Source organism: Paenibacillus campinasensis (genome assembly GCF_002272015.1).
GTDB classification, from domain to species: domain Bacteria; phylum Bacillota; class Bacilli; order Paenibacillales; family Paenibacillaceae; genus Paenibacillus_AQ; species Paenibacillus_AQ campinasensis.
In genome coordinates this window covers 1-19,820 of record NZ_NPBY01000005.1, presented here as the reverse complement: position 1 = coordinate 19,820, position 19,820 = coordinate 1, and the positions used below count along the sequence as shown (strand labels likewise).

The following is a 19,820-nucleotide window of genomic DNA, read 5'->3' as shown; positions in this document are numbered from 1 at the left end:
TATTATTGGATGTTGAATTTGATGGTCTTGATCTCGTACGGTTTGAAGGACAACACAAGCGCGCCTTCCTGGGCCTCGATGCGCTCCAGCGCTTCCTCCAGCGCATTGGACAGGCTCGCCGTATGATACGGAAGCGGCCATGTCAGCCTCACGTCTTCCCTGCCGCCGGCAGATTCATACAGCCGCAGGATGAAACCGGAACCGTCCTCGGCCGGCTTCACCGTATCCAGAATGACATGGCGGCTATCCAGCCCAATGAGCGACTGGCTGGATGGCAGGCTTCCCTGCTTCGGACTTGCCTTGACGCACGGCAGTTCCTGATTCAGCTCCGCTGCCCGGCGGAGTGTCTCGCTGCTGCGCCAATCGCCGATGTGCGGATACAGCGAGTAGGTGAAGTCATGCTCGCCCAGATCCGCCGTGATATCCGGCCACTTCGGCGCACGCAGCAGGGACAGGCGAATCGTGCTTCCCTGAATGTCGTAGCCGTATTTGCAGTCATTGAGCAGGCTGACGCCGTATCCGTGCTCCGACACATCCGCGAAGCGGTGGCCGCACACCTCGTATTGCGCCTGCTCCCAGCTTGTGTTGCGGTGCGTCGGCCGTTCGATGGTGCCGAACGGAATTTCATACGTTGCCTTATCTGCAACGACCTCAACCGGGAAAGCCACTTTAAGCAGCTTATGGGATTCGTTCCAGCTGACATGCGTTTTGAAATCGATTCGCCGGTCATGATGATAGAAGATCACGTCCTGTTCGATCTCCGAGCGATGAAGCTTCCAGCGGAAACGAAGCACATCCATCATTTCTCCACAGTGAACAAGCTTCTTCTCCATCAGCTTAGCTTCGCCGGCAGGCTGCTCCTCATAACGAGGATCGATGTCCCATGCATCCCACAGCGTCGGACGGTCATGGAAGAACTGGAAGCGGTTTGCCGCCTCGCCCGCCTGAATCACTTCCCGGCAAGCCTCTTTATCCCACAGGCTGATCATTTCACCGCGTTCATTGAAGCGCACCTTGTAGTAAGGCGTCTCCCATGTGTCCTCCAGCCCCATTGTATCCTTCTGCGCTTCCCCTGCATTTCCTGCCTCCGGTCGCAGCCAGATGGTGGCGTACCCCAACGCCGGAATGCCGGTCATATATACATACAGGCCGCTTCTTGCCTGATGCGCTTCCCCTTCTTCTCCAGCAAGCACATCATAGCGCAGACGCGTGCCATGCTCGTCATACGGGACAAGCCCGGCGTGCTCGGTACCCAATTCGATGAACACCATCCCGTCCCGGACCCAGCCGAGGCTGTTAAACACCACATACGGAATGCCGTCCCCGTCCGTGTTCACCTGATCGGTTAACACCTGGAGACCCTGCTGCAGGCTTGCGCGTCCTTTATGGAACACTTCCGCATACTCCTTCTCGGAGGTAACATACGATTCAGTAATGGCCGAGCCCGGAATGATGTCGTGGAACTGGTTGAGCAGGATCAGCTTCCAGCCCTCGTGCAGCTCATGGACCACGCGCTCTTTCGCCTCGTCAGCCATGGCCGGGAAGGCAAGCGCGTTCCACAGCTCGGCCTCGCGGTACAGAATTTCGGCTTTGCGATTATGCCGCTTGTTCCGCGCATGGGTGGTATACGTTCCGCGATGCAGCTCAAGATACAGATCGCCGTGCCACTTTGGCAGCTTCGGCGCCTTCTGCTCAATGCTGCCGAAGAATTCAGCGGCTGTGCTGTATTGGCTTGCTGGCTGGCCGACCATCAGCTCCGCCCGGTTCACATATTCCAGCATTTCACGCGTAACGCCGCCTCCGCCATCTCCATGCCCGTACAGCAGCATCTGCTCCGGATGCACAGCCTTCTGACGGTAGGATTGCCAATGATCGTGCACATCCTTCGGCAGCGTGTTCTCATTCACACCGTGGTTGCAGTAGGACAGCATCGGCGTGCCGTCGATCCCGACCCAGTGGAACAGATCATATGGGAAGGTGTTGGTATCATTCCAGCCAAGCTTTGTGGTCATGAAATAACGAATGCCGCCATGCTGCAAAATCTGAGGCAGCGACGCACAGTATCCGAACGTATCCGGCAGCCACTCGATGTACGAGGTCAGGCCGAATTCCTGCTGATAGAAGCGCTGCCCGTACAGCATCTGACGCATTAACGACTCGCCGCTCGGCATGTTCAGGTCCGGCTCGACCCACATGCCGCCCACCAGTTCCCAGCGTCCTTCCTTGATCCGTGCCTTCACCCGTTCGTACAGCTCCGGATCATGATCCTTCAGAAACTGGTACAAGAGCGGCTGGCTCTGCGCAAACTTATACTCCGGATACTCGCGCATAAGCGCATCCACGGTGGAGAACGTTCGGCTAGTCTTCCGCACCGTCTCCCGGACCGGCCACAGCCACGCGATATCGATATGGGACTGTCCGACCATATGCTCTACGCCTTCGCTGTTGCCGCCGATCTCTGCAACCTGCTGCTTCAATTGCTCCTCGATGGCCGCTACCGCCTGACCGTCTCTGATATCCCGCTCATCCAGATCCACATAAGCATCCATCGACCGATAGAGCGCTTCTTTAAGCCGGATGCGGCGCATATCCGCTTCCGGCAGCAGGAGCAGCGAATCTCGAATGATCGTGACTGTATACATCAGGCTTTGCACCTGCGGATTCGCTTGGACAAGCAGGCTGTTCACCTTCGTAATCGGCGGTTGAATGACCGCCTGCTGGTTGAGCGGATCCACTGGCTCCGGAATCGGATCGAACAGCTCAATCTCCAGCTCCATCTTCATGCCGACCTGCTGCGGATCCAGCGTCACATACGTATGATTGCGATCCAATCCGTGGTAGGAAGCGCCGTTAATGCGCAGCAGCCCCTCCCCTCCGGACTGGAAGATGAACCCGATGGAGGACCCTTCCCAGGTTTCCGGAATGCTCAGGCTGCGCCGGAAGAAATACGTCGTTCCCTGCTTGCTCGGAAAGCGTTCGAAATCCAGTCCTTCCGGATAAGGCTCCGTTCCTTCGTAAACACCGGGCACCATGTAAACGGTGCGGGTGATGTCCCACTCCTTGAGCTCGATCACCTCCAGCCACTGGTGCTCTGACAGCTCGCGAATCCACCTTCTCATCCGTTCCATCGCTTAATCCTCCTTCACCGTCAGATCCACACTGAGCGTCTCCTCGACATTGCCGCCAATCATAATGCGGAATAACCCGGGTTCCACTACCTGCTTGTAGTTCTGTCCGACATACTGGAGCTGCTCTGCTCCGATGTGAAATTCAACAATCTGCTTTTCGCCCGGCTGCAGCCGGATTTTGCGGAAGCCTTTCAGCTCCTTGGCCGGACGGGTATACCGGCTCTTCACGTCGCTGACGTAGAGCTGAACAACCTCGGCCCCTTCCCGGTCGCCACTGTTCTCCACCTGAACGGAAACCACCGCCGAACCGTTTACTCCGATCACTTCATCCGAAATGCGAATATCAGAGTAGGTGAATTGCGTATAGCTAAGCCCGTATCCAAACGGATAGCGCGGCTCTGAATTTTCTTCCAAGTACCGTTTGCCCCGGGATCTTTTGGCGTTATAATACACCGGCAGTTGCCCGACATGCTTCGGCACCGAAATCGTCAGCCTGCCGGACGGATTGACATCGCCGAACACAATGTCGGCAACGGCATGTCCGCCCTCTTGCCCCGGATACCACGCTTCCAGAATCGCATCTGCATGCTCATCAATCCACGGCTCCGCCACTGGACGGCCATTGATATAGACAACCACCAGCCGCTTGCCCAGCTTGTGAATTTCCTGAGCCAGCTCAAGCTGAACGCCGGAGAGCTGAAGTGTCATCCGGTCGATTCCTTCGCCGCAGTCCATGTCGCTGTATGCATCATCCGTCACCTTGGAGGCTCCGGTGCGAAGATCAATCGTCCCTTCCCCGAAATCGCGAGCGCTTGATCCGCCAAGCACGAGCACTACCGTGTCCGCCTGCTCGGCACAGCTCAGCGCATAATCGAAGCCTTCTCTGGAATCATCCTTGATCCGGCAGCCCGGCGCATACAGCACCCGGTCCGGCTCATGTCCCAGCTTGGCGCGAATGCCCTCGAGCACGGTCGTGACGCTGGATGGCGGCTGCGGTGAGGTATAATCACCGAGCTGGTTGTAGCCCTGATTGGCATTGGGTCCGATGACCGCGATGATGCCGTTATCCTTGGCAAGCGGAAGCGTTTGGTGCTCGTTCTTGAGCAGAACGATGCCTTCAGCAGCAAGCTGTCTGGCCAGCTCCTTATGCTCCTTGCTGCCAATTACACGCTCGGCCACCTGCGGATCGACATAAGGCTTCTCGAACAAGCCAAGCTTGAACTTCAGCGTCAGCACGCGGCGCACAGCCTGGTCAATGACCGACACATCCAGTCGCCCGGACGCTGCAGCAGCCAGCAAATGCTTGCCGAACATGACGCCCGACATCTCCATATCAATGCCGGCCTCGATTGCCTGAACGGCAGCATCCATGCCGTCTTCAGCCGTATCATGACCGGAAGCCACCATATCAATCGCTCCGCAATCGGTGATAACCATCCCTTCGAAGCCCCACTCCTGACGCACGATGTCCTCCAGCAGCTCGCTGTTGACGGTACATGGAACACCGTCGATCTCGTTGTAGGCGGGCATAATGGAGGCTGCCCCGGCTTCGACCGCCTTCTTGAACGGATACATATCCACCTCCAGCAGCTCGCGCATTCCCATATGAACAGGACCTGCGTTTCTGCCGCCCTCAGAGCTTCCATACCCGACAAAATGCTTCAGTGTCGCAGCTACGCTATGATCGCTGTCGAGCCGCTCTCCCTGCAGCCCTTCCACAGACGCAACAGCAAACTCGCCGATCAGATAAGGATCCTCGCCGAAGCATTCCTCCGTGCGTCCCCATCTCGGGTCGCGCACGACATCCAGCACGGGCGAGTAGGTCACGGCGCCGCCCTGGCTGCGCGTTTCCAGCGCGACCGCCCGGCACATCTCGCGGTACAGATCGACGTTCCAAGTGCTGCCGATGGACAGCGGCACAGGGAAGACCGTCGCTCCGATCGCCATGTGCCCGTGGGAGCATTCCTCTCCGATCAAGATCGGAATGCCCAGTCTCGACTCCTCGATGGCGAAGCGCTGAATCTCGTTTACGGCCACTGCGCCTTCACGCGGAGAAAGACCGGTTTCAAGCGTTACACCGGTCCATGGGTCAGCGCGCAGGGTCCCGTACAGGGAACCTACGCCGCTATCTTTTACTTGTTGCTGAAACTGCTCGGTCAAGACGACTTTGCCGTCCTTCACCTCGTAAGTCTCCCAGCCGAACGGCTGAATGAGTTGTCCGATCTTTTCTTTCAGTGTCATCAGGCCCAAGAGATTCTCGACCCGCTCATCAATCGGTTTGCTAGCATCTTTGTATGTCATGTTATCCCCTCCGGGTAGCTTAAGCCATTATTCTTTTACCGCACCGATGGTCAGACCTTGGATGAAATAGCGCTGGAAGAACGGATAAGCGAGAATGATCGGCCCCGTTGCCAGCACAACCATCGCCATGCGTGACGTGTCTTGCGGCAAGCTTTGCAGAGCTTGCATGCTCAGCGAAGAATTATGGGAATTCTGCAGAATGAACTGCATGCTCGTCTCAATCCGCATCAGCATCGATTGCAGCGGAACGAGGTTCGGATCATCGATATACAGCAAGGCATTAAACCAATCGTTCCAGTAGCCCAAAGTGCTGAAAAGACCGATCGTAGCCAGACCCGGCAGCGACAATGGCAGCACCAGCTTGTAGAAAATCTTAAACTCACTCGCACCGTCAATTTTGCCGGACTCGATAATCGCATCCGGTACGCTTGTGCTATAGAACGTGCGCAGGATCATAATATAGAACGCATTAAGCGCCAGCGGCAAAATCAAGGCCCAAATCGAATCTTTCAGACCCAGCAGCTGCGTGGCCACGATGTAAGTCGGCACGAGACCGCCGTTGAACAACATCGTGAAGAAGGCGAAAAACGAGAAGAAATTCCGGTAGCGGAACGATTTTCTCGAAATCGCGTAAGCGTACAGCGAAATAATGAACAAGCTAAGCAGTGTGCCGACAACCGTAACGAAGATCGTCACGCCGTAAGAGCGAAGCAGCGCATCGCCTGTCTGGAATACGTAGCGGTAGGCCTCAAGGCTCCATTGTTCCGGCCAGATTTGATAGCCGTTTCGAGCCAGCGTCGTTTCGTCCGTGAAAGAAATGATCGTCACAAATAGGAACGGAAACACGCACAGAAATGCAAATATACCGGCAATCAGGTTGAACACAATGTTCCACCCGAATGAAAGCTGATGGAAATCCTTCATCTTGCTTTTCGATTTGAACACATCACATACCTCCTTCTTGGTAGACCGACCGATTAGAACAGCGCATTATCCCGGTCATATTTACGAACGATATAGTTGGAGAAGATGACCAGAATGAAGCCGACGACCGATTGGTACAGACCAGCGGCGGTACTCATGCCAATCTCGCCAGTTGTCTTCAGACCGCGGTACACGTAGGTATCGATAACGTTCGTGACGGAATACAGCGTTCCCGAATCTCTCGGAACTTGATAGAAGAGACCAAAGTCCGCATAGAAGATTTTACCGATCGCAAGAAGCGTAAGGATCGTCATCAATGGTTTCAGCATCGGAAGCGTGATGGCTTTGATCTGCTGCCATTTATTCGCCCCGTCGATCATCGCCGCCTCGTACAACGATCTGTCAATCCCCATTATGGCGGCCAGATATACGACGCTGTTGTAGCCGATCACCTTCCATAAGCTGATCAATGTCAGAATAACCGGCCAATACTTGGCTTCCGAATACCATTGAATCGGCTCTGCCCCAAACCATCCGAGAATCTGGTTCAGCATCCCTTTGTCCATGCTCAGGAAGCTAAACACAAAATAGCCGACAATAACCCATGACAGGAAGTACGGCAAGAACATTCCGGTTTGATATACTTTCGCCAGTTTTTTGTTGGCAATCTCGGAAAGCACGATGGCAAGCGCCACGGCAAATATCAGGCCGAGAATGATAAACGTAAAGTTATAGAGCACCGTATTTCGCGTAATGATATAAGCGTCATTGGTGCTGAACAGAAACTTGAAGTTGTCAAAACCTACCCATTTGCTGTTTACGATGCTCGCCCAGAAGCCGTCGCGGCTGAAACGGTATTCCTTAAATGCGATGATCGTCCCGAACATGGGCAAATATGAGAATAAGAGGAACCATATCGTCCCCGGCAGAACCATGAACAGCATGGCTTTGTTGGTCATAATATTTTTAAAAAACTGTCCGATCGCTCTCACGCTTACCCCTCCTCGTGAAGTACATCCATGAACAAAAGAAGGGCGGTCCATTTCAGCCGCCCTGTCCTTGTCCATACCCAATCGGTGAGCCTCCCCGAAGGAGGCTGACCTCAGGCATTGCTATTACTTGATTTCTTTCCAAGCGTCAATTTGGCTCTGTGCTTCTGCGATGATTTTGTCAAGACCTGCTGCATTCAGCTTCTCGATCGCTCTTGGCAGGAATTCTTCCGGATCAACCGTACCTGTCATAAGCGGGGACCAGAATTCTTCTTTTACGTTGTTGACAGCAGCAAGCTCCGTCGAAACATTGCTAGGGTCGAAGTTGAAACCAAGGAGCGGAGCCGGAACGCCGGACTCATTGAACTTCTTGAACTCTTCCCACTTGTTCTCCGGATCTTCCGGATTCAGATAAGTCAGCATGACGTTGCCCAGTGCGAACGTAGGCATATCATAGTTTTTAGCTTCTGGCAGGTTCTCCGCCACGTTCTCGCTCAGCTTCTTGTAGTGAACATCCTCGATACCGGAATCAACCAGGTTCCGAAGATATACGTCGGTGTTGAGCAGATTCAGGAATTCCATCGCCTTCTCAGGATACTTGGAGTTTGCTGAGATCGCTTGCATCGAACCCATTACCGACCAGTTGAAGATCGTTGCATCGCCTGCAGGCGTCGATACGACAGGGTAGCCGTAGCTTTGAGTCCACAGGTTATCCGCGAATGGCTGGGTTGCCGCACGGTCCACGAACCAGTTGCCGGAAGTCATCAAATCCTGGGTCGAAGTCGTTGTAGCGGCTTCAGGAGAGATGTAGCCGGCTTTGTAATACTTGTTCATCAGTTTCAGTGTTTCCAATGTTTCTGGCATTTCCAGGAAGTTGACAACCTTCAGCTCTTCGTTGTCATCCAGGTACACGGCCATCGGCATTTTCTCGATGATGTAGTCAAATGGAAGCAAAGGAGTGAAGTCTTTGCCGATGGCAAAAGGAACGACGTTCGGTTCGTTCTCCTTGATCGTCTTGAGCAGCGGCTCGAGACTCTCCATGGATCTTACGTTGGAGATATCCAGGTTATATTTGTCCAGCAGGTTTTTGTTAAAGCGCCACACCTCTTGCGCAGGAAGCTCTTTGTTTGCCGGAATCGCATAGTTATGTCCGTCTACTTTGGAGCCTTCCAGGAACGCTGGATCGATCACCTCTTTAATGCCTTGTCCATGAGATTCGATCAGCTCGTCCAGCTGCATGAATGCGCCTTTACGTGCGTTTTGCACATAGTCGAATGCCCAGGAGCTGGTGAACAGAATGTCCATTGGCTCACCGGAAGCAGCCATCACTTGCATCTTCTGGTTGTAGTCACCGAAATCGATCATCTTCATGTCGACGGTAACACCGATTTTCTCAGCTGTGTATTTATTGATTTCCTCTACGACCTTACCAAGGTCTTTCTGAGGAGCTCCGATCGTGTACCAGATCAGCTCAACCGGTTTCTCGGCTGTTCCCCCGCCGGTCCCCGCGCTCTCGCTTTTGCTTCCTCCGCAAGCGGACAGCAGCATGGATGCAGACAATAGCAGTGTCAGCGGCAGGAGCCATTTCTTTTTCAATTTACTCATGTTTATCCTCCCTTTTGATTCCAGTTGTCTCTACACCTATAAGGTTATAGGATGAAAGCATTTTCACATAGGCGAAAAATTAAAGGTATTATGGTGAAAATAAAGAAAAAACTCTGATTCTACAAATCAGAGCATTCCTCTAAAATCTCTTGGTGATAAGCCAACAAATTTTTTGAACTGTTTGTAAAAGTAACCGGTTTCCCAATAGCCTACACTTTTGGCGATGTCCTGAACCTTCATTGGCGTATGGCGCAGCAGGTCCTTGGCCCTGTCAATACGGTACCGGTTAATATACTCCGTAAAGCTCTCGCCCGTCTCTTTATGGAACAGATGCCCGAGGTACACCGGGTGTATATGATAGTCCGCGCCAAGCGCCTTCAGCGACAAGTCCTCATGAAAGTGCTGCTGGATATGATGCAGGATCTGCTGGATGACCGGGCTTTTCACATCATGGTTCAGAGAATCGACCAGACCGCCAACGCCGTCCTTCACCGCGGTAATGAGGGCGTCGATGGAGACGGATTCCATAATGTCCGACACTGTATTTTTCAGAAAATCAGGCGCTGCCGTATACTGGATGTCATTCAATTCCAGCTTTAGCCGGATGACCATCTCTACCGCAATGCTCTTCAGAATCGTCGGTGTCATGCCGGGCATATGACGCAATCGATCAAAGTCACTGTCAATGAGCTGAAACAACACCTCCTTGTCCCGTGCGGCAATTCCTTTCGCATATTCCGGCCAGTCGATGCTATAGGAGAGCGAAGCTTCTCCCTTCTTCGCCTGTACATCCACATAGTCCACATAGGAAGGCTGCTCCAGCACCAGATAGTACTCCTGGGCTTCCTTCGCATGAAGATAGCTGTCGGTATAACGCCCGCCAAGGCTCTCCACGCTTCCGAGCGAAATGGACAGTTCATCCTCGAAGCACTGCCCCCGCACCTGCTGAAGCAGACGAATCGCCCGGGCCTTGTCGGTGTCAGGGTCCTTCATCATAAAAATAACGACATGGTCCCCGTCATGATCCCGGAAATAGAGCACGCCGGACTCTTGCTCGGCCAGCTGATACAGGCTGCTTTCAATCGGGGCAAACTCGGCCCTGACGATGGCCACCATCACATAGGGCTGGTTCAGGTCGAGTCCGAGCAGAGCTGCCCGTTCCTCCAGTTCCTTCGGTTCGATCCGGTCCGTGATCCAGCGGTACAAAATATTACTGCGCAAAATATGAATATCGTATTCATCCAGCCGCATCTCCTGGCGGGACTTATTCATCTTGTCCGTTGTGCTGACCAGCGTTTCCTCCAGCTCCCTCAAATTGATCGGCTTGAGCAGATAATTCTCAATGCCAAGTCGAAGCCCTTCCTTCAGGTATGCAAAATCGTCAAATCCACTGAGCACGATCACCTTCAGCTCGGCGTTCAGCTTGCGCGCTTCCTCGATCAGTTCAAGCCCGGTCATGACAGGCATGGAGATATCGGTCACCAGAATGTCCACCGGCACGACGGACATTCTCTCCAGTGCCTGCCGCCCGTTCTCCGCATGGCCAACAATCTCCATGCCGTATTTAGCCCAGTCCACCACATCGTACAGACCCTCGATGATAAACGGCTCGTCGTCTACAATAAAAACCTTATACATCGCGCTCCTCCCCCTCGTTCATGATCGGCAATTTGACGGTTACCACCGTTCCCGCATCCGGCTCGCTCTGGATGTCCATGCCGTAAGCGCTGCCGTAAGTCAGCTTCAGACGCTCATGAACGCTCCGAATCCCGAACGATTCCCCGCTCGTCTCGGCCAGCTGCAGCCGGTTGTTAATCTCCTCCAGCTCCTCGGGTTCGATGCCCCGGCCGTTATCTACAATCTCAATATGCACGGCATCCCCCTTCTGAACGGCCGTAATCGTCAGCCAATTATCGTCCCGCTCGCTCCGCAAACCATGAACGATATAGTTCTCGATGAGCGGCTGCAGCGTCATTTTGATCATCTGTACAGACTTGATGCCCTCGTCACAGTGCATCTTGTATATGAATTTATCCTTATAGCGGATCCGGAACAGCTCCAGATACAGGCGACACGCTTCCAACTCATCCTTGAGCGTGTAGCAGGATTTGTGCTGAACGATATTTCTGAACAGCATGGACAGGCTGTAGATCATATCGCCCACGTCCTGCGCTCCCTGTGACAGCGCCCGCATTCGGATGACCTCCAGCGTATTGTACAGAAAATGCGGATTGATTCGTGCCTGCAAAGCAGCCAGCTCGGCATTCTTCTGGTTGATCTCCGCTTTATAGACCTTATCGATATACCGCGTCAATTCGTCCAGCATCTCGTTGAAGCTGCTCGCGATCTGGCCCAGCTGGTCATCCTTGGAATCCTGCATCCGGGCAACAAACTCCCCTTTTTCCACCTTGCGCATAAACCGGATAATGTTATCCGTCCGGCGTGAGTAATTGACAATGACAAGCGAGGGAATCGACACGGCTACCACAATGCACACTGCGGCAACGATGATAATCGTATTTTTAAGACCTTGCAGGGATTCCGAAATTTCTCGTTTAGGCGTAATCCCGACTACCGTATAACCCGCCTGACTGTGGGCGGATGTTGTGACATAAGATTCCTCGCCCAGATCCACCGTTCCTTTGGATTGGACGAGCCGGTCTGCGTACATATATTTTTCGCCATAATATCTGCCGGAAGAATCAAACAGCACCCGTCCATCCCCCGACATCACCATCACAAATCCCTTCATCGGCTCCTCTTGTCCTTGCAGGACGGAGTTGATGGCATCCGTGCGATAGAACACAAGCAGTTGCCCCAGATTTTTGTAGGTGCTCATATCGTTGATTGGCACGCGAATCGAATATAACGGCATTTCGGGCTCTCCGGTCAATTTGCGAATCCACAGATTCGGAAGCGTCACGCTCTGACTCTCCATGGCCATCACATCCGGGATGTACGAGTGGGTGGCATTGGCTGGATATAACCTGGTCATGCTGCCTTGCTTGTAGACATACATATACTGCTGCTCGGCACTGTACAGCATAATATTCTCGATATCCGGATCATCATCGATTCTCTGCTTGAAATAAGCCAGCACGCTGTCTGTGTTGGCCTGTACGTTGTCCGCAATCCGGCTCATGCGTTTGGCCATATATTCATTGAATGTATTCATCAAGAAGTACGATGTGTCAATGCCAAGCGAGGAGTTCCGGTACAGCTCGTTGACATAGGACTGCACATTCTCATATTTACTGTTGACGCTGCGTTCGACCCGCTCCACCGCCCCGCGCTGGATGTCGAGCTCGCTGCTGACCGCAGACTGAAACAGAAAATAGTACATCACAATCGATAACGTCACGATGGTCAGCACCGCGATCAGCGAGATCGTCAGCAGCATTTTGGTAAACATGTTGCTCTTTATATATTTTCGATAAAAGCGTGCAGGAGACATTCCCAATCCCCCTTCCTGCTTCAAGCCTAAATTTGCCTGTCCCTTAAATATACCATCGGTCGCCCGCTGTCCTCCGATGAAATTTCTACCAACTGGTGAAGTTGTAATTTGCCTATTTTAGCTGTATCTGGGTTCCCAGGCGCATCCGGCATCATAGGTTAATACCGGAAGGAGTGAAACTTATGCCACAATACCGCATCATCGTAGATCTGTCCGATTTCCGGCTGTACCTCTTGGATGGTGATCGGGTCGTGCGCGAGTTCCCGGTTGCGATCGGGAAAATGGCGACGGAAACCCCGCCGGGCACATATCTGATTGTCAACAAACAACCGAATCCCGGTGGCCCTTTTGGAGCCTACTGGCTCGGGCTGTCCAAGCCGCATTATGGCATACACGGCACGAATGATCCATCCTCTATCGGGAAAGCCGTATCCCATGGCTGTATACGCATGCATAACGAAGATGTTGTGCAGTTGGCAGCCCTCGTTCCGGTACAAACCCAAGTCACCATCCGGCCTTGATGCTATCGCCCCGATTTCATCCTCCTCCAAACGGGTTAAATACAAATGTTACAACTATTAAGCCATCACCCATCTGGAGGAGGATTTCCCATGCTGGAAAGCAAATATTTCAGAACATGTTTCGGGATTATGGCTTTGCTCCTGATCCTTTATCTTGGTTCGAAGGTCAGCTTTCTGTTCCGGCCTTTCGTCTCCATGGTTAAAATGCTCATTTTCCCTACGGCGATCGCCGGTTTCTTCTATTATTTACTGCGTCCTATCGTTGATTATTTAGAACGCCAGAAGATCAAGCGCGCGCTCGCGGTGCTGATGATCTATTTTGTTTTCGGGGGAATCTGTGCCATCTTCATCACGGTCGTATGGCCGACGCTCCGGGAGCAGATCGATCTTTTCATCGAGCATGCGCCTTTTCTCGTGCAGGATGTACAGCATCAAATCTCGCAGCTGCAGCAAAACCCTGCCTGGTCCCGGTTTATCCCGACCGAATCGGAGCTGGCCACCACGATCACCGATTCCATCAACCGTATGATGACCTGGATCAGCAATTCGATCACCCATCTGATCAGCCTGGTGTCGAGTGTAATGATTATTATTGCCACGGTGCCGATCTTCTTGTATTACATGCTGAAGGAAGGCAACAAGCTGCCTGACAGACTGCTTGCTGTCATCCCCAAAAGATACCGGAACGATGGACAAGAGGTGCTGGACGATATCGATCACGCACTCAGCAATTTTATTATCGGCAAAGTAATCCTGAATTTGATTCTGAGCGTGTTAATGTATATCGGATTTTTAATCATAGGCCTGCCGTATTCGCTTTTGCTGGTTGTCGTCTCCTTTTTTCTCAATTTCATTCCTTATGTAGGCGCATTTCTCGCCTCCATTCCCGTCGTCATTGTAGGCTTTATCGAGTCGCCTACGATTGCTCTCTGGTCTGTGGTTGTGATCGTCATTGCCCAGCAAATTCAGGATAATATTCTGACGCCGGTCATCTACGGCCGCCAGCTGGAGATTCACCCCTTAACGACAATTGTGCTTATTCTGGTCGGGGGCGATTTCTTCGGTCTTCTGGGTGTGCTGCTTGCAATACCGGTCTATATTATGATCAAAATCGTGGTCGTCCGATTGTATGAGCTGTTCCTCGCACGCCGAATAGAACGGCTCTAAGCAAGCAAACAAAAAAGGTGTCTGACTGCCGATGGCCGCATGCGAACTATGCGACAGGCTTGGACACCTTCTTAATTATTTCGTTTGTCCTCTTAATGAACGCACAACGAATATATGTTCATCCTTAAGCAGGCGCCGCCCGTCGGATAACGTCACCGTCTGCTCATCATGCGCCGTCAGTATGGCATGCCCGGCTACCAAACGATTCCCTTTCCATATCATAACGGATGAGCCGAAATAGATGGCATTGTCAAATTGAATGTTATGGCTGATGATGTAACCGATCGAATGCAAGGCTGCAGACGAGTCGGCCTGCCGGATTCGATGGATGGAGCGAAACGGTATGGCGAGATCGCCCGGAGCGAGGATGACCTTTTCCTGAACGGTATCCCAGCCCTTGAGCACGCCTTCAACGGTAGTCATCGCATGATCTGTACGCTGAATGACAACATGACGGCCAATCCAATGCTTCATATGGGTCACCTCTATGTTTTATTCGTCTCCTTGCTCAGGCGAAAGCGGAAGCTCCCACCGAACAGGCTCCAGTCCTCTCTCGGTCAGAAAAGCATTCGCCTTCGAGAACGGGCGGCTGCCAAAAAAGCCTTTATGGGCAGCAAATGGACTCGGATGAGGCGACTTCAGCACACAATGTCTGCTCCCGTCGATAAACGCCCCTTTTTTCTGGGCATAACTGCCCCACAATATGAAAACCACCGGCTGCTCCCGCTCGTTAAGCTTCGAAATAATGGCGTCGGTGAAGGTCTCCCAGCCCAGATCCTTATGAGAGTTAGGCTGTCCCTCCCGCACGGTCAATACGGCGTTAAGCAGCAGCACTCCTTGTCTTGCCCAGTGCTTGAGCGATCCATGCTTGGGAATTTCGGCACCAACATCCTCGGCCAGCTCCTGATGAATGTTTCGCAGCGATGGCGGAATTGCGACCCCGGGCCGAACAGAGAAGCTCAGTCCCTGCGCCTGACCCTTGCCATGATAGGGGTCCTGCCCCAGAATGACCACTTTCGTCGAAGCATACGATGTCTCCTTCAGCGCTGTAAATATATCCTCCTTCGGCGGATATACCGTGTACCTTAAATATTCCTCCGCAATCCGGTACCGAAGCTCGTTGAAATACGGCTTGTCCATTTCTTCTTTTAATACATCGTCCCAATCATTATGAAATCTCTTCAAGGCCCCTCTCCCCCTGCTATGTAATAATGGTAGATCAACCGTAACACTTCTTAATCCATAGAGGATGATGGATTACCACAGAATAACAAATAGGCTGACCCACAAGGGGGCCAGCCTACTTTATGACCAGACGCAAGTTATAATGCCGAGGACCGGGATCGAACCGGTACGGTAGTCACCTACCGCAGGATTTTAAGTCCTGTGCGTCTGCCAATTCCGCCACCCCGGCAAATATCGCTGCATCCACGCGATGATCGCTTCAAAACGCCACTACGCTTTTCTCTTTACAGCGCATAGGATTCGTATTGACTGTCTGAATGATATGCAGACTGCAGATACGCCCTTTTCGTTCTGGCGACAAAGCTGATAATACCACGTTTAGCCAGCCGCTGTCAATATATGAATTCTACCATTTTTCACATCAGCTGCGCCTTGGCGATCTACGGGGAGCTCTGGAATAATTCGTACGGAATTGCCAAAAGATAAGAAAGCATGGCTGCCAGTCAGCCTCGGCCAATCGAACTTTTGAAAAGGAACCAATAACGCCATGAACAAATTTGCGATCAGTTTGCTGTTAGCCCTATCGGCATCGATAACCTGCTACGGATCCACGGCTGCCGAGCCGATGTCCTCCGCGACCAAAGGCAGGGATTATTACGAGGAACGCGGCGAAATCGTGTGGGAAGTGCCGACGCAAAAGCAAGTTATCGCCCTCACGTTTGACGACGGGCCAGACCCGAAAAATACGGGGCTAATTCTCGATCTGCTGAAACAGTATGAAGCCAAGGCCACTTTTTTTGTGGTCGGAAGCCGTGTCGAGAAGCATCCCGAACTCGTCGCCAGGGCGATCGGCGAAGGGCATGAAATCGGCAACCATTCCTTTACCCACCCCTCATTCCATCATATCGCTGCAGCGAAGTTAAAGAATGAGCTGAGCCGCACCCAGGATGCGATCTATAACGCCTCAGGTTTCACATCCGTCCTCTTTCGTCCGCCCGGGGGAAGCTATAACGAAGGGATCGTCCATACGAGCCAGGATATCGGCATGCTGACGGTGCTATGGTCCTGGCATCAGGACACGCTCGATTGGCGGAAGCCCGGCGCTCAAGCCATCGTGCGCAAAGTGCTGAATAACGCCCGCAACGGAGACATCGTGCTCATGCATGATTATGTCCCGAACAGCAGCCAGACGGTCGAGGCGCTCAAGACGATCCTTCCCGAGCTGAAGCAGCGCGGCTTCTCGTTCGTCACCGTAACCGAACTGTTGTCCTATCAGGATAAATCCCATAAGTCCATGGTCGACCACTAAGTTCCTCGTCCAGAGAAGCCGTAATGACCGCTGCCATCCCGGCAGCGGTTTATTTACCATGGGGTCCGATCTTGTGGTCAAACCCAAAATCTCTTGATTGTTATTAAGTCAATTGATAAGATACAGAACGAACGTTCAGTATACAAAAAAAGACAGAACGAATCGGAAGCAAAGGGGAGTGACCATGAACAAAAAGCAGCAGCAAAGCGAAGAAACCAAACGACGGATTGCGGAGGCCGCAAAGGCGCTGTTCATGCAGAAAGGGTACCGATCGACGTCGATCGAGAATATTGTCGAGGCAACGGGCAGCAGCAAGGGGAATATTTATTATCATTTCAAAAGCAAGGAAGGCCTGTTTCTGCATCTGATCGAGGAATGGAATGGCTGGAGAAGTGGAACAGCAAGGAGCATCAATTTGCCACGACCGCCGATAAGCTGTTCGGGATGGCAGAGCAACTGGTACGGGACGATCTGAACCATCCCTTCACCAAGGCGCTGGATGAATTCATCACGAACAATGAGGCCGCAACGGAAGATGCCTCGCAGCGGATTGCCGAGATCATCCAGAAACGCTTGGCATTCAATCAGCATTTGCTGCGGCAGGGGATTGAATCCGGGGAATTCGAGAATCATAACATTACGCATTTGGCCTTTATCTTCGAAAGCTTGATCGGAGGCCTTAGCCAGATGTCCCGAATGACGCAGGTGGCGGATGCATTGCCCATCTATCATTCGGCAATCCAGGTGCTGCTTCACGGCATCGCCAAAAATAACGTTTGGCCCATCTCTCCCTCTCCTTAGCACCGCTTATCCTCCATTTTTCGCATCTCTTTTCTTCCACATGCACGCTCCGTCCGTTTGCGTCGGGAACAGCAGCTGTACGATGATTTAGCTATATAAACCGAATGGTCAGTATAAGAGTGATTTCATAACCGGATACGCAGCTTGAATTTTCTAATCTTTTGTAGGAACTATCATCATGTCACTGGTTACTGCGCAATAATGGAGCGATTTTGCTCCTCATGTTTAATATATTTTTGGTCTTTACCGGCATCGGCTCGTCATCCCGATCATGCCGACCTATATGGCGGAGCTCAACATCAGCGGAGGTACGGTCGGCATGCTCGTAGCAGCGTTCTCGCTCACCCAGCTGCTGTTCTCGCCGCTGGCCGGCAGGCTGTCCGATACGATCGGACGAAAGCGGATCATTATCTTCGGCATGCTCGTCTTCGCCGTTTCGGAATGGTTGTTCGGGGCAGCGAACTCCCCCGTCCTTCTGTTCGCTTCCCGCATGCTCGGCGGCATCGGTGCGGCGCTGATCATGCCTGCCGTCATGGCCTACACCGCCGATGTGACGTCGAATGAAGAGCGGGCCAAAGGCATGGGGTTCATCAATGCGGCCATCACAACCGGCTTTATCATCGGCCCCGCATCGGGGGCTTTATTGCCGAATTCGGCATTCGCGTCCCGTTTTACGCCGCGGCCGTGGCAGGGGCTGTTGCTGCGGTGATCACGCTCATGCTCCTGCCGGATTCCAAGCAATTCAAGGAGAGCGCAGCATCCCGGAACCCGTTCCTCGAAAGGCGGCAGAGCCTGGTTGCCCAGCTGCTGCGCTCGTACCAGGAGCCGTATTTTTTAAGCCTGATCATCGTGTTTGTGCTCTCTTTTGGCCTGGCCAATTACGAAACGGTATTCGGACTGTTTGTTGACCATAAATTCGGCTTTACCCCGACGGACATCGCGTTGATCATTACGTTCGGTTCCATCTCCGGAGCCGTAGTCCAGGCCACGATCTTCGGCTGGATCCTGAACCGGTTCGGCGAGAAGCGGGTCATTACGACCAGCTTGATTACCGCGGGGGTGTGCATCCTGCTCACCTTGTTCGTGCACAAATACTGGCTGATCTTCCTGGTGACGTTCCTGGTCTTCCAGTCGATCGATATTTTGCGCCCGGCGATCGGCACACAGATGTGAAGCTGGCCCGGGATCAGCAGGGCTACGTGGCCGGACTGAACTCGGCCTATACGAGCCTCGGAAACATTGCGGGGCCGCTCGTCGCCGGTTATTTATTCGATATCGACATCAACTTCCCTTACATTTCCGCCTCCATCGTCCTGATCCTGTGCTTCATCCTGGCCTTGCGGGCCGGCAGGGCTTGGTCCGCCACGGAAGCGGCCGCGCAGGAGGGATAACAGGCGGGTATCTTATAGGAGCTCGGGCTGAAAGCAACGGCCATAAGCATCCATGAAAAAAGCAAACTGCCTGAAGGAATTCCTTCGGCAGCTTGCTTGGCGTTACCGGCTGTTTCTCACAGAGGCAGCCCTTTTAATAATACAGCAACACGAACAATGCGAGAACTGCAATGATCGCAAAGAACAGCGCCAGGCCGAGCTCGAATCTTTTTTTCTCCTTGTAAGCCTTGATCGCCTTCCTGGCCTCGAACACCAGTACGACAGCCAGGAAGGCGGCCAATACAGGCAATCCCCATGACTGGTTAAGCACCCATTCCGACACTCATGATCCTCCGTCCCGAACTCGATTGATTCTATTCTTCAATTAAAACTGTATCGCATGTCGTCCATGATTTCAAATCCAGCCGCTCTGGCCGTACAGGTTCGTTAACGAGCGTTCATTCGTTCAGTGATCAAGTTTATCAAAAACAACAATAAGAAACGTGGCCACCGGACCGAGCAGCAAGGAGAGCAGAAACCAATTGAATCCGCTCCGGTTTTTTCCTTGCGCAAGCCCCGCATTGATCAAAGCCAGCGTTCCCCAGCCGACATAAAACTCGCCGCCCATGACTCATCCCTCCCTGCTACTCCTAGTTTCCATACCATACAAATGTTAAAAAAGTGGCCAACAAAACCATTTTTTCGATCGACTCCGAGCGTCGAAACGTCCATACTACCAACTATCAACCGACAAAAGAAGAAAACCCTTGCGGCGCAAGGGTTTTCGAGAAAGTGGGCCCTATCACATCGACTCGATCCCGCAGTCCGTTACTACGGCAGGCCGGGATTTTATTGTTGCAACAGATCATTCATTCTTTAACTTTGAAGTTCGACTGAGCAAGATAACAATTAGAATATAAAAAGGGTACATACATGTTGCAAGTAAAGCGATAAATCCGGCTCCAGCGCTCAATCGTTCTTCCGGCCTCACAACCGCGAAAAAATAATTAAAGATATAATTAACCATGTAGAAGTAAATAAACCATGTAATACAAGTGATATATAC

At 52.5% G+C, this 19,820-nt stretch carries 14 protein-coding genes, 1 tRNA gene and 2 pseudogenes; 5 read left to right on the top strand and 12 right to left on the bottom strand.

From position 1 onward, the window contains the following. Positions 1–2: 2 nt before the first annotated feature. From CHH67_RS01640 to CHH67_RS01610, 7 genes are all read right to left on the bottom strand, one after another. Entirely contained in the window at positions 3–3,128 is a 3,126-nt protein-coding gene (locus CHH67_RS01640; RefSeq protein ID WP_095263239.1) for an alpha-mannosidase, read from the bottom strand. A gap of 3 nt (positions 3,129–3,131) precedes the next feature. Then, positions 3,132–5,429 (bottom strand): glycoside hydrolase family 3 N-terminal domain-containing protein, encoded by a 2,298-nt coding sequence (locus CHH67_RS01635; RefSeq protein WP_095263238.1) that lies wholly within the window; start codon positions 5,427–5,429, stop codon positions 3,132–3,134. A gap of 27 nt (positions 5,430–5,456) precedes the next feature. Further along, positions 5,457–6,353, bottom strand: a complete 897-nt coding sequence (locus CHH67_RS01630; protein WP_155617451.1) for a carbohydrate ABC transporter permease — start codon at positions 6,351–6,353, stop codon at positions 5,457–5,459. A 53-nt stretch (positions 6,354–6,406) separates the two neighbouring features. After that, positions 6,407–7,336 carry an ABC transporter permease gene (locus tag CHH67_RS01625; protein ID WP_176475462.1) on the bottom strand — a complete coding sequence of 310 codons (930 nt, stop codon included), beginning with the start codon at positions 7,334–7,336 and terminating at the stop codon, positions 6,407–6,409. A gap of 132 nt (positions 7,337–7,468) precedes the next feature. After that, entirely contained in the window at positions 7,469–8,947 is a 1,479-nt protein-coding gene (locus CHH67_RS01620) for an ABC transporter substrate-binding protein (RefSeq protein ID WP_095263236.1), read from the bottom strand. Between the two features lie 126 nt (positions 8,948–9,073). Continuing rightward, positions 9,074–10,585, bottom strand: a complete 1,512-nt coding sequence (locus CHH67_RS01615; protein WP_095263235.1) for a response regulator transcription factor — start codon at positions 10,583–10,585, stop codon at positions 9,074–9,076. Then, a complete protein-coding gene (locus CHH67_RS01610; protein ID WP_095263234.1) occupies positions 10,578–12,401 on the bottom strand; it encodes a cache domain-containing sensor histidine kinase in 1,824 nt (607 codons plus the stop codon). The genes CHH67_RS01615 and CHH67_RS01610 overlap by 8 nt, the downstream gene beginning before the upstream one ends. A gap of 182 nt (positions 12,402–12,583) precedes the next feature. On the opposite strand from CHH67_RS01610, the gene CHH67_RS01605 reads away from it, so the two are divergent. Both CHH67_RS01605 and CHH67_RS01600 read left to right on the top strand, forming a co-directional pair. After that, the gene (locus tag CHH67_RS01605; protein WP_095263233.1) at positions 12,584–12,922 is read left to right on the top strand and encodes a L,D-transpeptidase; all 339 of its coding nucleotides are present in this window, start codon (positions 12,584–12,586) and stop codon (positions 12,920–12,922) included. A gap of 90 nt (positions 12,923–13,012) precedes the next feature. Then, a complete protein-coding gene (locus tag CHH67_RS01600) occupies positions 13,013–14,089 on the top strand; it encodes an AI-2E family transporter (RefSeq protein ID WP_095263232.1) in 1,077 nt (358 codons plus the stop codon). A gap of 75 nt (positions 14,090–14,164) precedes the next feature. On the opposite strand, the gene CHH67_RS01595 is transcribed toward CHH67_RS01600, so the two are convergent. The 3 genes from CHH67_RS01595 to CHH67_RS01585 form a co-directional block, all read right to left on the bottom strand. Further along, the gene (locus CHH67_RS01595) at positions 14,165–14,563 is read right to left on the bottom strand and encodes a hypothetical protein (protein ID WP_095263231.1); all 399 of its coding nucleotides are present in this window, start codon (positions 14,561–14,563) and stop codon (positions 14,165–14,167) included. A gap of 18 nt (positions 14,564–14,581) precedes the next feature. After that, positions 14,582–15,274: a uracil-DNA glycosylase gene (locus tag CHH67_RS01590; protein ID WP_095263230.1), complete on the bottom strand. Its 693-nt coding sequence runs from the start codon at positions 15,272–15,274 to the stop codon at positions 14,582–14,584. Positions 15,275–15,417: 143 nt separating this feature from the next. After that, positions 15,418–15,503 (bottom strand) — tRNA-Leu (locus CHH67_RS01585). A gap of 318 nt (positions 15,504–15,821) precedes the next feature. On the opposite strand from CHH67_RS01585, the gene CHH67_RS01580 reads away from it, so the two are divergent. The 3 genes and pseudogenes from CHH67_RS01580 to CHH67_RS01570 all read left to right on the top strand — a co-directional run bounded on the left by CHH67_RS01580 (position 15,822) and on the right by CHH67_RS01570 (position 18,775). Then, positions 15,822–16,583: a polysaccharide deacetylase family protein gene (locus tag CHH67_RS01580; protein ID WP_095263229.1), complete on the top strand. Its 762-nt coding sequence runs from the start codon at positions 15,822–15,824 to the stop codon at positions 16,581–16,583. A 184-nt stretch (positions 16,584–16,767) separates the two neighbouring features. Continuing rightward, positions 16,768–17,384 (top strand): annotated as a pseudogene (locus tag CHH67_RS01575) (TetR/AcrR family transcriptional regulator). Between the two features lie 221 nt (positions 17,385–17,605). Then, positions 17,606–18,775: pseudogene (locus tag CHH67_RS01570) on the top strand (MFS transporter). Between the two features lie 133 nt (positions 18,776–18,908). On the opposite strand, the gene CHH67_RS01565 reads toward CHH67_RS01570, so the two are convergent. Together CHH67_RS01565 and CHH67_RS26075 are read right to left on the bottom strand one after the other, a co-directional pair. Then, entirely contained in the window at positions 18,909–19,097 is a 189-nt protein-coding gene (locus CHH67_RS01565) for a hypothetical protein (protein ID WP_095263228.1), read from the bottom strand. Positions 19,098–19,220: 123 nt separating this feature from the next. Continuing rightward, positions 19,221–19,382, bottom strand: coding sequence for a hypothetical protein (locus tag CHH67_RS26075; RefSeq protein WP_176475448.1), 162 nt, complete (start codon positions 19,380–19,382; stop codon positions 19,221–19,223). Positions 19,383–19,820: the final 438 nt, after the last annotated feature.

What these genes read in the sequence shown, in the direction of transcription:
- CHH67_RS01640 (WP_095263239.1), bottom strand. Translation starts at nt 3,128, where the DNA reads ATGGAACGGATGAGAAGGTGGATTCGCGAGCTGTCAGAGCACCAGTGG.
- CHH67_RS01635 (WP_095263238.1), bottom strand. Translation starts at nt 5,429, where the DNA reads ATGACATACAAAGATGCTAGCAAACCGATTGATGAGCGGGTCGAGAAT.
- CHH67_RS01630 (WP_155617451.1), bottom strand. Translation starts at nt 6,353, where the DNA reads ATGAAGGATTTCCATCAGCTTTCATTCGGGTGGAACATTGTGTTCAAC.
- CHH67_RS01620 (WP_095263236.1), bottom strand. Translation starts at nt 8,947, where the DNA reads ATGAGTAAATTGAAAAAGAAATGGCTCCTGCCGCTGACACTGCTATTG.
- CHH67_RS01615 (WP_095263235.1), bottom strand. Translation starts at nt 10,585, where the DNA reads ATGTATAAGGTTTTTATTGTAGACGACGAGCCGTTTATCATCGAGGGT.
- CHH67_RS01610 (WP_095263234.1), bottom strand. Translation starts at nt 12,401, where the DNA reads ATGTCTCCTGCACGCTTTTATCGAAAATATATAAAGAGCAACATGTTT.
- CHH67_RS01605 (WP_095263233.1), top strand. Translation starts at nt 12,584, where the DNA reads ATGCCACAATACCGCATCATCGTAGATCTGTCCGATTTCCGGCTGTAC.
- CHH67_RS01600 (WP_095263232.1), top strand. Translation starts at nt 13,013, where the DNA reads ATGCTGGAAAGCAAATATTTCAGAACATGTTTCGGGATTATGGCTTTG.
- CHH67_RS01595 (WP_095263231.1), bottom strand. Translation starts at nt 14,563, where the DNA reads ATGAAGCATTGGATTGGCCGTCATGTTGTCATTCAGCGTACAGATCAT.
- CHH67_RS01580 (WP_095263229.1), top strand. Translation starts at nt 15,822, where the DNA reads ATGAACAAATTTGCGATCAGTTTGCTGTTAGCCCTATCGGCATCGATA.
- CHH67_RS26075 (WP_176475448.1), bottom strand. Translation starts at nt 19,382, where the DNA reads ATGGGCGGCGAGTTTTATGTCGGCTGGGGAACGCTGGCTTTGATCAAT.